We start from the raw sequence: 12283 nt of genomic DNA on the forward strand, positions 1-12283 counted from the left end.
GGCCTCGTCCTCGAACTCCCCCAGAGGGGGCACCCCCAGACGGGCTGAGACACACGCACCCGACGCATCCGACGGCGGCCAAACTCCCGTGCCACGCCGCCGCGCCCCAGCCACAATGACCTGATGCGGTACAGAATCCTGGGCGTAACCCAAGCGACGGACGACCAGGGCACCCCCCTGCCCCTCGGCGGTCAGCGTCTGCGTGCCCTTCTCACCGCTCTGGCCCTGCGCCCCGACCGCACCACCACCCCCGACACCCTGATCGGCGAGGTCTGGGCGGGCGACCCGCCCCAGGACGCCCCAGCCGCCCTCCAGGCCCTGGTCGGCCGGCTCCGCCGTGCCGCCGGCAAGCACACCGTCGTCTCCGAACCCGGCGGCTACCGCCTCACGGCGACGCGGGAGGACATCGACCTCTTCGTCTTCGAACGCATGGTCCGCGAAGGCACCGCCGCCCTGGACCGCGACGACCCGGCCACCGCCTCCCGCGTCCTGACCGACGCCCTCGCCCTGTGGCGCGGCCCCGCCCTGGCCGACCTCCCCGACCGCACCGCCGCCACCCGCCCGGAGGCCCTCCGCCTGGAGGCGACCCGCGGCCGGGCCGACGCGGCGCTGCGACTCGGCCGCGCCCACGCCGTCGTACCGGAGCTGACGGAGCTGACCACGGCCCACCCGTACGACGAACCGCTGCGCGCCCTCCTCATCCGCGCCCTGCGGGACACGGGCCGCACCGCCGACGCGCTCGCCGCGTACGAGTCCGCCCGCCGCACCCTCGCCGACGCCCTCGGCACCGACCCCGGCCCGGAACTCCAGGCCCTGCACACCTCGTTGCTCAACCAGGAGCCGGCACCGCCACCACTGCCGGTGCCGGCACCGGCGGCCCCGCCCCGCCGCACCGGCAACCTCCGCCCCCGCCTCACCTCCTTCGTCGGGCGGGAACCCGAACTCGAGGCCGTTCGTTCCGACCTGTACAGGGGCCGTCTAGTCACCCTCACCGGACCGGGCGGCTCGGGAAAGACCCGTCTCGCCGAGGAGGCCGCCGCCGGCCATCCGCAGGCGTGGCTGGTCGAGCTGGCCCCGCTCGACCGGCCGGAGGCGGTCCCCGGCGCGGTGGTCAGCGCCCTCGGTCTGCGCGAGACCGTGCTCATGACCAACGACCTGGTGGCCGCCCATGACGACCCGGTCGCCCTGCTCGTCGAGTACTGCGCCCCGCGCAGCCAGCTCCTGATCCTCGACAACTGCGAACACGTCATCGGCGCGGCCGCCCACCTCGCCGAGACACTGCTCACCCGCTGCCCGGAGCTCACGATCCTCGCCACCAGCCGTGAACCCCTGGGCGTCCCCGGGGAGTCGGTGCGCCCGGTCGAACCCCTCGTCCCCGAGCAGGCGCACCGCCTCTTCACGGAGCGCGCGGCGGCCGTCCGCCCCGACGCCGCCACCGTGCTGAAGGACACCGCGGCCGTGGACGAGATCTGCCGCCGCCTGGACGGCCTGCCGCTCGCCATCGAGCTGGCCGCGGCCCGGCTCAGGCTGCTGACGCCCCGGCAGATCGCCGATCGCCTCGACGACCGCTTCCGCCTCCTCACCTCCGGGAGCCGCACGGTCCTGCCCCGCCAGCAGACCCTGCGCGCGGTCGTCGACTGGTCCTGGGAACTGCTCGACGAGCGGGAGCGGACGGTCCTGCGCGAGGTGTCGGTGTTCGCCGGCGGCTGGGACCTCGCGGCGGCGGAGGCCGTGTGCACCGGACCGGCGGCGGACCTGATCGGCGCGCTCGTCGACAAGTCCCTGATCGTGGCGGCCCCATGCGAGCGCGACGGCCCCGCCCACGACAGCGGCATGCGGTACCGCATGCTGGAGACCATCCACGAGTACGCCGCCGAGCGCGCCGCCGAGCTTCCCGAACCGCGCGCGGCGGCCGAGCTGCGGCACGGCGCGTGGGTGCGCGCGCTGGTCGAGAAGGCCGATCCGCTGCTGCGGTCCGGGGAGCAGCTGCCGTGGATCTACCGCCTGGAGACCGAGCTCGACAACATCCGCGCGGCCCTCGACCGCGCGGTCCGCACCGGCGACGAGGCGCGGGCCGGTGCGCTCGTCCTCGGCATGGGCTGGTTCTGGTGGCTGCGGAACTACCGCCAGGAGTCCGTGGCATGGGTGCAGCGCGTCCTGCACCTGGGTGCGGCCCTGGACACCGCCCCCGAGGGAACCTCGCCGGAGGAACTGCTCGCCCTGGCCGAATCCGCCGACCCGGTGGGTGCCCTGCTCGAAGCCCCGGACGGGGAGAAAGGGCATCCCCGGCACGCCCTGCGCATGGACCTGCGGATGCTGCACCTCTTCCTGACGTCCGAGTCCGCCTCCCGGGGCCTCGCGGTGGACGAACGGGCCCCCGCCTACATCGCCCGGGTGCAGGACGCCTTCCAGGACGGCGGCCCGCACGCCGCCCGGATGCCCGGCCTCCTCTGGCCGATGACCGCCTACTACCTGGGCGGACCGGTCGACCTGCGGCCCCTCATGGACGTGGTGGTCGCCAACTGCCGTCAGTACGGCGGCGACTGGGAGATCGGCGCCGTCCTGATGTTCCGCACGCACATGGTCGTGGACTCGCCCGGCAACCTGCTGGGCGTGGACGACGACCTGGCCGAGCTGCGCGTGCTCAGCCGGCGGGCCGGGGACCGCTGGATGCTGGCACAGGTGTGCAGCGCGGCCGGCGAGGCGGCCATGGCGCGCGGCCGGTTCGAGGACGCCGGGAGCGAGTACGAGGAGGCGCTGCGGCTCGCCTACGAGGTCGGCGCGTACGCCGAGGCACCGTTCCTCCTCGCCCGGCTCGCCGAGATCGCCTACCGCTCCGGGGACCATGAGCGTGCGCAGACCGGCCTGAACGAGGCGAACATGGCGGCCGACCGGTACGGGGTGGCGGACGCCCGGGCCTTCATCCTGCTGCTGCGGGCGCACTTCGCGCAGCACGAGGGGGACATCTCCCACGCGCGCGACCTGTGGGAGGCGGCCCGCGCGGCGACCGGGCAGGGCACGCCCCCGCCGCAGTTCATGGCGGGGCTGCACGCGACGGACGCCCTCATCACCGCCGCCGAGTCCGGCCCCGCGCGAGGGCTGCCGATCATCGCGGGCGCCCTGCGGGAGGCCACGGAGCAGCGGTGCGCCGAGTCGATCACGGCGGTGCTCGTGGACATCGCGGCGGACCTGCTGGCCCGGATGGGCGACCTGGCGATCGCGGTCCGGCTGTTCGCCACGGGTGAGCACTGGCGTGGCGGCCATCCGCGCTCCGAGCCGGAGCACACCCGGGCCGAGGAGATCAACACCACCGCGCGCGCCACCCTGCCCGGCGACCGCTACACGGCGGAGCGGGCCCGCGGCGCCACCTTCACCGTGGACGACGTGCTGCGCGAGCTGGACCAGGAGATCGACCGCTACCGGCAGGTGAACCGCGCCTGAGCCCAGTCCGCGAGCGCGGCGGAGTCCAGGGCATGGCGCGGCTCGACCACCAGCCGTACCGTCCGGTGCCCGGCCAGGTTCACATGGACCGGGACGGCCGGGTCACCGCCCTCGACCACGCCGGACTTCCACAGCCGGACGCCGTCCGCGTAGACCGAGAAGGAGACCTCGCCGAGCCCCAGCGTCAGGTCGTCGACGCCGACCAGCGCGTCGTAGGCGGAACAGGAGCGGTTGAGGTCCACGGTGACGGAGGACTCGCCGTGGACGGTCACGCCGTGCGCGTACCACTTCCCCGCGACCGTCACGCCGTAGCGCTGCCACACCCAGCTGCTGTCGGCGATCCGCATCTCGGGCGCCGTGCCGTCGCCGGTGACGTCGTACCGCAGCTCGCTCCACTGGTAGACGACCGGCGTCGGCGGGGGAGTGGGCGTGGGGGTCGGTGTCGGGGTCGCCGGCGGCGTGGGCCGTGTCGGTTCGGGGGCGGGGGCCGGTCCGGTGCCCGGGGCGGTGGGGGACGCGGCCGGGGCCGGTCCGCTGCTCGGGCCGCGGGCGGGCGTGGGTGCGGGAGTCGGGGCGAGCGCCGCAGGGCTCGCCGCCGGTTTGGGCGCGGCGGCGGGGCGGGCGGGCGCGGGTTCCTTCTTCGGGGGCGCGGGGGTGGGCGACTCGGGCTCGGGCCGGACCGCCGGGGCGGACGGTGAGGGTGCGGCCGTCTGTCTGACCGGCTCGTCATGGTGGACCAGGGCGAGCGCCACGGCGGCCACCCCGACCGCGACCACCCCGGCCGCGATACCGGCCTTCACCGGCGCACCCAGCCCCTCCGCGGCAGCCGCCCCGCCACCGCCCGCACCGGCCCCACCGGACGAGCCGCCCGCGACGGCGGCCGCGCCCGCGGCGCCCACCCCCGCACCACCGGCGATGATCCCGAGCGCCTTGGCATACCCGGCGGCACCGAACCAGCCGATGACCGCGACCGGCACGACGGCGGGGATGCCGCCGGCGACCTCCTCGATCTGAGCGGCCGCCAGCCGGCACCGGGCGCACTCCTCCAGATGCTTGCGCAATCCCCGCTCGGCACGGGTGCGCAGCCTGCGCCGGGCGTAGGTCCCGAGCTGGTCGGCGTACCGGGCGCACCCCTCGTCGTCGGTGAGAGCCGCGCTGACATGGGCCTGGAGGTAGGCCTGCTTCAAGCCCTCACGGGCGCGGCTGGCGAGCACACGCGTGCCGTTGGCGTCCAGCCCGAACAGCGTGGCGACCTGGCTGGGCGACTCGTCCTCCACCTCGGTGTGCCACAGCACGGCCTGCCAGCGCTCCGGCAGCGAGCGGAACGCCCGCATGGCCAGGGACTGCTCGGCCTCGTGCATCGCGCGCACATCGGCGCCCAGGCCCAGCGTGCCGTCGTCCTCCGGGGCCCGCGCGGACTGCGCGGACTGCGCGGCGAACACCGCGAAGTCGTCGACGAGTTGCTCGCGCCGGGAGGATTTCGTCCACTGCGCGGCGACGCGCCGGACGGCGGTGAGCAGATAGGCGCGTACCGCGTACTCGGGTCCCGAACCGCCCCGCACCGCCTGAAGCATGCGGGCGAAGACCTCGGCGGTCAGATCGTCCGCGGTGTGGGCGTCACGGCAGCAGGTCCGGGCATAGCGGCGCACCGAGTCCGCGTGCCGCCGGTACAGCTCCTCGTACGCGCTGTCGTCGCCCCCGCGCATCCGCCCGATCAGCTCGCCGTCGGACCGCGACCGGGTCCGCGGCGGCAGGACACCGCCCTCGCGCTGGGCCGGCACGCCGCCCTCGGCCGCGTCGGGCGGCATGTGCGCCGGGCCGCCCTGGCTCGGCACCTGCGGGGAGGTCAGCCCGCCGGTCTCCGCGTCACCGTCACCGAGTGACCCGTCCCGCCCGTCACCACTCATCGCGCAAAGCCCCCGCCACCAGCCCAGCCCAGACCGACCCGATCACCCGGTCAGAGTGCCACACTGGCTTTTGTTCAGGACCGCGCTTTCACGGACAATCCACTCGTCCGAGCGGACTTCCGGCGAGCGGTGCGGGAACTCACCCGGACGGGGAAGGCTCGAGGAACCCGCCCCGCCCGGATGCGATCAACTCCCCTGGTCCATCACACCGGACGGGACCGCAGCCCCTCCAGCAGGATGTCCAGCAGCCGTGCCGAGGCCGCCGCCTGCTGCGCCGCGTCCGGCAGCGAGGGCGCCGCCGTCGCGATCACCAGCAGCACGTCCGAGACCGACACGTCCGGCCGCAGCTCACCCGCCGCGCGGGCCCGCTCCACGAGCTGACCCACCACGTCGAGCAGCGCCGCCGCCCCCGCGTCGTCCTCGGGCACCACCGCCGGCTGCTCGGACACCAGCCGCAGCTCACCGTTGCCCGGCTGCGTCCGCTGCTGCGGCACGCGCGGCTCCTCGGCCACGACGTCGTCGCCGTCCTCCGAGACGCCGACCCGCAGCACCTGCGGCGGCAGCAGCCGCCCCGCACCCGAGGCCACCGACGTGCGCAGGAAGCGCGACAACGCCGACCACGGCTCGTCCTCCTGACCGAGCGCCGCACGCGCCTGGTCGGTCAGCCGGGAGGTCTCCTCCTCGGCTATCCGCCGCACCAGGACGTCCTTGCTCGGAAAGCGCCGGTACACCGTGCCGACGCCGACCCGCGCGCGCCGCGCCACGTCCTCCATCGGCGCGCCGTAACCCAGCTCGCCGAAGACCTCGCGCGCCGCACGCAGCACGTGCTCCAGATTGCGCTGTGCGTCCACCCGCAGCGGCGTCGTCCGCGGACCGTCCCCGCGTCCGTTGCCCGCCGCCGCGCTCATCACTCCGCCCACCGCCGCGCCACTAGGCGCGATGGCGGACGCGGATGCCCAATGAGTGTCCTGAATATGCATGGTTGTTCCCCCGGTTAATGACGTCTCCCCCCGGAGACTCTCCCCGCCACTGATTCCGGAGTGCGCGGAACAGGCGCCGTTCCCCGACCGGGACCGCCCGTCGCGGACCCGTTCGACCACATCCTCTACACCCCGTCGACACGAACATAGTTGAGAGGCTGTCAATTCAGAAGGGGCAGGTTCCGCACGGAGCGCCCCCCGATCGGAGTACGGAGCACATACGTCCCGATTCCGCCCCCTCGCGCACTCCCGTCCGCCCCCGCTGACCTGGTCCCTTTCGTCCTGATCCGCCGAACCGGCCAAGCCCGCGCACGCCCGCGCGCCGGTCACACAATTTGCCGGGCCTGTGGACAAACAACAGCGCCGGGTGCGTCATGGGATGGTGAAGGAACGTGCGCGCATTCTCGTTGTCGGCGGCGGCTACGTCGGGATGTACACGGCCCTGCGCCTTCAGCGGAAGCTGAAGCGGGAGCTCAGGCAGGGTGCCGTCGACATCACTGTCGTCACTCCCGACCCCTACATGACGTACCAGCCGTTCCTTCCCGAAGCGGCCGCCGGTCTGATTTCCCCTCGTCACGTCGTCGTACCGCTGCGTCGCGTACTGGACCAGTGCCACATCGTCGTCGGCGAGGTGACGTCCATCGACCACGCGGCACGCACCGCCACCCTCACCACGCTCGCGACCGAGGAGGGCGGCCCCACCGAACACCTGGCCTACGACGAACTCGTCCTCGCCCCCGGCTCGATCTCCCGCACGCTCCCCATCCCCGGCCTCGCCGAGCACGGCATCGGGTTCAAGACCGTCGAGGAAGCCATCGGCCTGCGCAACCACGTCATCGAGCAGCTGGACATCGCCTCCTCCACCCGCGACCCGGCCATCCGCGACGCCGCCCTCACCTACGTCTTCGTCGGCGGCGGCTACGCCGGCGTCGAGGCCCTCGCCGAACTCGAGGACATGGCCCGCTACGCCACCCGCTACTACCACAACGTCCAGCCCCAGGACCTGAAGTGGATCCTCGTCGAGGCCTCCGACCGCATCCTGCCCGAGGTCGGCGAGGAGATGGGCCGCTACACCGTCACCGAACTGCGCCGCCGGGGCATCCAGGTCCTGCTGGAGACCCGCCTCGACTCCTGCGCCGACCGCGTCGCCGTACTCAGCGACGGCCAGCGCTTCCCGACCCGCACGGTCGTGTGGACCGCCGGCGTCAAACCCAGCCCCCTGCTCGCCGCCACCGACCTGCCCCTGAACGAACGCGGCCGGCTCAGGTGCACCCCACAGCTGGCCGTCGACGGCACCGACCACGCCTGGGCCGCCGGCGACGCAGCGGCCGTCCCCGACGTCACCGCCGCCCAACCCGGCACCGAGACCGCCCCCAACGCCCAGCACGCCGTCCGCCAGGCCAAGACCCTCGGCGACAACATCGTCCACACACTGCGCGGCGAACCCCTCCAGACGTACGCGCACGCATACGTCGGCTCCGTCGCCTCCCTCGGCCTCCACAAGGGCGTCGCCCAGGTCTACGGACGCAAGCTGAAGGGCTACCCTGCCTGGTTCATGCACCGCGTCTACCACCTCAGCCGAGTGCCCACCTTCAACCGCAAGGCCCGCGTGCTCGCCGAGTGGACCCTCGCCGGGCTCTTCAAACGGGAGATCGTCTCCCTCGGATCCCTCGAACACCCCCGTGCGGAGTTCGAACTGGCGGCCGGTGGAAAGCCTCCTCACAGCCCCACGGACAACCCGAAGGGGTCGTCCTGACCGGACTCAGGAACTCCCTGGCCCACCCCGGCGTCTGACGGATGTCGCCGCGGACGGCCACCTGTCAGACTTCCCCACGACCTCCGACGGGCACCCGCCCGCCCTCAGCACCCACGAGGCTTTCCCCACTGTGAACTTCACGCGCTGGAGCGCCCGGCTCCCCGGAACGCAGCGCCGCGCCGCAGCGCGGACCGAGCACGCGGTCTCCCCGGACCGGCGGGGAGAAGGCTCCGTGCCCGCGGCCCGCGCCGAACAGCCGGCCGACGGCACAGCACCCGTACCCGCCGTCGACGAACTGCCCGCGCGCGAGGTCCTCGACCGCGTCCCGGCCCTCGTCGCCCTGGTGCACGGCCCCGACCACCGCATCGCCTACCTCAACGACGCCTACACCGCCGCCTTCGGCGCCCGCAACCTGGGCAAGCCCGCCTGCGAAGGCCTCCCGGAACTGGCCGAACTGGGCCTGCTGCCCCTCCTCGACCAGGTCCTGCGCAGCGGCAGACCCCGAACGCTCAAGTCCCGCAAGGCCGTCGACGGCCGCTCCTACACCTTCACCTGCACACCCGTCGCCGAGAACGCGGACCGCGACGGCGGCGGCGCCGTACTGGTCTTCGCCACCGACGTCACCGACCACGCCGAGGCCGCCGCCCGCCTGCGCGCCAGCGAACGCCGCCAGCGCGAGACGGCCGTGACCCTCCAGCGCTCCCTGCTCCCCCAGGAACTGGAACAGCCCGACGACCTCCGCATCGCCGCCACCTACCAGCCCGGCGGCACGGAGGCCGCGGTCGGCGGCGACTGGTACGACGTGATCACCCTCGGCGGCGGACGCACCGCACTTGTCATCGGCGACGTCATGGGCCGAGGCGTGCGGGCCGCCGCGGTCATGGGCCAGCTCCGTACGGCCGTCCGCGCGTACGCCCGCCTCGACCTCCCCCCGCACGAGATCCTCCAGCTCCTCGACGGCCTCGCCGCCGAGATCGACGCCAACCAGATCGCCACGTGCGTGTACGCCATCCACGACCCGAACGAGGGCCGGCTGGTGTACGCGTCCGCAGGCCACCTCCCGATCCTCGTCCGCGACGAGACCGGCACCGTCCAGCGCGCCGACGAACCGACCGGCCCGCCGCTCGGCACCGGCGGCTGGATGCACGCCTCCGGCTCGGTGCCGCTGAGCCCCGGCTCCACGGCGGTCCTCTACACGGACGGCCTGGTGGAACGGCGTAACGAGGACCTCGACGAGGGCATCGCCGCCCTCGAACGCGCCCTCGCCGGCGCGACCGGCAGCCCCCAGGTCATCTGCGACCGCCTCGTCCGCTCGGCCGGCGTCACCGCCGACCACGACGACGACGTGGCCGTCCTCGTCCTCCAGCACCCCGCCCGCACGGGCCCCGACGGCGACCTCTTCCGCAACGCCGCCCTGGAACTCCTCGGCGGCGTGGAAGCGGCCCCACGCGCGCGTGCGTTCGCCTCCGGTGTGCTGACCAGCTGGCGCTTCCCGAGCGACCTCCACGACCTCGGCGTCCTCGCCGCGTCCGAGCTGGTCGCCAACTCCCTCCAGCACGGCACCCCGCCCATGCGGCTCCGGCTCCGCCGCACCGACCGCCGCCTGATCATCGAGGTCACGGACGGCGACGACCACCTCCCGCGCCGCCGCCGCGCGGAACCGGGCGACGAATCGGGCCGGGGCATCGCCATCGTGGCGACGATCGCCTCCAACTGGGGATCCAGAAGGACACCGGGCGGAGGCAAGGCGGTGTGGTGCGAGTTCGTGCTGCCGAGGAGCTAGTGCCGCGACAGGCCCCGGTGGGCCCCGCCGCCTACGCGGTCAAGGACTCCGCCGGAGCCCCGCCCCGGGCGACGACCCGGCTCTTCGCAGCGGTCCACGGGTGATCCTGGGCGCTGGTGAGCCGTCGCCCCAGCCGCAGCGCCAGGAAGGTGATCCCCAGCGAGAACAGCAGGAAGGTCACGATGTACGGACCGGCCAGCGCGGCCCCCAGCGGCCCGCCCACCGCCGGCCCCACGGCCAGCGCCAGCTGCTTCACCAGAGCGAAAGCCGAGTTGTACTGCCCGGCCATGCCCTCCGGCGCCAGATCCGCCACCAGCGGGGCGACCGTCGGCGACAGCATCGCCTCACCCAGCCCGAACAGGGCGTACGTCGCCACGAACGCGGCGGTCGCCATCTCCCGGCTGCCGTGCCCGAGACCCGCGTACCCCGCCGTGAGCCAGGCCACGGCCCAGATCAGACCCACGCCCGCGATCACCCGCGACCGTCGGCTCCGCTCGACGAACTTCAGCACGGCGAACTGCGCGACGACGATCATCAGCGTGTTGGCGGCCAGCGCCGAACCGAGCGCGGAGGTGGATATCCCCGCCGCCTCGACGCCGTACGCACTCAGCCCCGACTCGAACTGCCCGTAGCAGGCGAAGAACAGCACGAAGCCCAGCACACACAGCTGCACCATCGCCCGGTTCCCGAGCAGCTGCTTCCAGTTGCCCTTCGCCGACCCGGTGGGCGCCCCCTCGATCCGCGGCGAGTGCGGCATCCGCACGGTCGACAGCATCACGACCAGCAGCAGGAACATCGCCGCCTCGATCGCGAACAGCAGGGTGAAGGACGAGACCCGGGTCGTGTCGACCAGATGGCCACCGATCAGGCCACCGATGCCCAGCCCCAGGTTCTGCAGGAAGAACTGCGTCGCGAACGCCCGCGACCGCGTGTCCGCCGTCGAGCAGTCGACGATCATCGTCGCCAGCGCCGGCTGCATCACGGCCTGCCCGGCCCCCAGCGCCGCCGCCGACAGCAGTACGGCCACCGCGCTGCCCGCCAGTCCCAGGCTCAGCGCCCCCAGTGCGGCCATGACCAGGGCGGCGAGCAGGACCGGAAGCGGGCCGCGCCGCACGATCGCCCGACCGGCGAACGGCAGCACGATCAGCGCGGCCACGGCGAAGACCGCGAGGACGAGCCCCGCCGTCATGGCCCCCAGCCCCCGCACCTGCGCCACATAGACGTACAGGTAGGGGACGGTGAAGCCGAGCCCGAACGCGCTGAGTGCGTTGCCCACGTGGATCCGGCGCATCGCTGCGCCCATCGCCCTGGTCACGTTCACCTCTCTCACGAGTTAGGTATGAAGACTTAGAAGCTAAAGTTCGAAGCTAAAGAGTACATACCCAAGGACTTAAAGGCAAAGGCGCCGCGTGCCATACTGCGGCCATGGCCGACACCACCGGCGGCGTCAGCAACGAGCCGACACTCGACGAGCAGATCGCCGCCTACCAGCGCGAGTTCCAGGACCTCGACCCTCAGGTGGAGCAGATCGTCTCGGCGCTGTCCCGTCTGAACCGCCGGATGAACGTCGCCTACGGCCGTCAGACCGCCGCCCTGGGGATCAGCAACGCCGAGTGGGAGGTCCTCAAGGCCCTCGTCCTCTCCGGCATCCCCTACCGCCTGGGCCCCAGCGACCTCGCCAAGCGGCTCGGCCTCACGCCGGCCGCCATGACCCACCGGATCGACCGCATGGTCGCCGAGGGTCTGGTCACCCGGGAGAGGGACGAGTCCAACCGCGTCCGCGTCATCGTGGAACTGACCCCCGACGGCCGGGAGAAGTGGCTCGAGGCCATGCGCCTGGCCTCCGTCTTCGAGGAGGACCTGCTCCAGGACCTCTCCCCCGGGGACCGGGCCGCCCTCGGCGAGGTCCTGACCAGGCTGCTTCGCCGGGTGGAACAGGACCAGCCGGACGCCGGCGGCCGCCTGAGCGACCTCGACTGAAGTCGACTGGACCGCCTGCGCCGGGGTCGCTTGACAGTGCCCCGCCCGATCCGTAAAGTTCTTCGGGTTGCCACGGAGCCGTAACGGTTCTGCGACAGCACCTCCGCCGCCACGAGCGGCACCCTCAAACTTCAGCACGATCTCCCGACGGGGTTGATTTCGGCGTGCCCGAATTCAATTCGAATAGGAGCGCGGCGGCCCGATTGGGAATCGCCGAGCGGATCCGCTAAGGTTTGAGACGTCGGAACGGCCCAACAGCCGGGATGACAACCCCTTCTGACTGGGAATCAGACGCCGCGAGGATCTGATAGAGTCGGAAACGCCGGAAAGGGAAACGCGAGAGCGGAAACCTGGAAAGCACCGAGGAAATCGGATCGAGAAAAGATCTGATAGAGTCGGAAACGCAAGACCGAAGGGAAGCGCCCGGAGGAAAGCC

General features: G+C 73.0%; 7 protein-coding genes. 4 read left to right on the forward strand and 3 right to left on the reverse strand.

The window, feature by feature from the left end:
* The first annotated feature begins 123 nt into the window (after positions 1–123).
* Positions 124–3441 carry a BTAD domain-containing putative transcriptional regulator gene (locus ABZ915_RS11365; protein WP_361799403.1) on the forward strand — a complete coding sequence of 1106 codons (3318 nt, stop codon included), beginning with the start codon at positions 124–126 and terminating at the stop codon, positions 3439–3441.
* Here ABZ915_RS11365 and ABZ915_RS11370 read toward each other — a convergent pair.
* Positions 3417–5348 carry a sigma-70 family RNA polymerase sigma factor gene (locus ABZ915_RS11370; protein WP_361799406.1) on the reverse strand — a complete coding sequence of 644 codons (1932 nt, stop codon included), beginning with the start codon at positions 5346–5348 and terminating at the stop codon, positions 3417–3419. The genes ABZ915_RS11365 and ABZ915_RS11370 overlap by 25 nt on opposite strands.
* A 203-nt stretch (positions 5349–5551) precedes the next feature.
* Positions 5552–6328: a helix-turn-helix domain-containing protein gene (locus tag ABZ915_RS11375; RefSeq protein ID WP_361799409.1), complete on the reverse strand. Its 777-nt coding sequence runs from the start codon at positions 6326–6328 to the stop codon at positions 5552–5554.
* 379 nt (positions 6329–6707) lie between these two features.
* Between ABZ915_RS11375 and ABZ915_RS11380 the strand changes: the two genes are divergently transcribed.
* Both ABZ915_RS11380 and ABZ915_RS11385 read left to right on the forward strand, forming a co-directional pair.
* Positions 6708–8084: an NAD(P)/FAD-dependent oxidoreductase gene (locus tag ABZ915_RS11380; RefSeq protein WP_361799412.1), complete on the forward strand. Its 1377-nt coding sequence runs from the start codon at positions 6708–6710 to the stop codon at positions 8082–8084.
* A 130-nt stretch (positions 8085–8214) separates the two neighbouring features.
* Positions 8215–9867 (forward strand): SpoIIE family protein phosphatase, encoded by a 1653-nt coding sequence (locus ABZ915_RS11385; protein WP_361799415.1) that lies wholly within the window; start codon positions 8215–8217, stop codon positions 9865–9867.
* 31 nt (positions 9868–9898) lie between these two features.
* On the opposite strand, the gene ABZ915_RS11390 is transcribed toward ABZ915_RS11385, so the two are convergent.
* On the reverse strand, positions 9899–11158 hold the full coding sequence (locus tag ABZ915_RS11390; protein WP_361799536.1) for an MFS transporter: 1260 nt from the start codon (positions 11156–11158) through the stop codon (positions 9899–9901).
* Between the two features lie 134 nt (positions 11159–11292).
* On the opposite strand from ABZ915_RS11390, the gene ABZ915_RS11395 reads away from it, so the two are divergent.
* Positions 11293–11847 (forward strand): MarR family transcriptional regulator, encoded by a 555-nt coding sequence (locus ABZ915_RS11395; RefSeq protein WP_361799418.1) that lies wholly within the window; start codon positions 11293–11295, stop codon positions 11845–11847.
* The last annotated feature ends 436 nt before the right edge of the window (positions 11848–12283 follow it).

The sequence above is a fragment of the Streptomyces sp. NPDC046915 genome (assembly GCF_040644935.1).
Classification (GTDB): Bacteria; Actinomycetota; Actinomycetes; order Streptomycetales; family Streptomycetaceae; genus Streptomyces.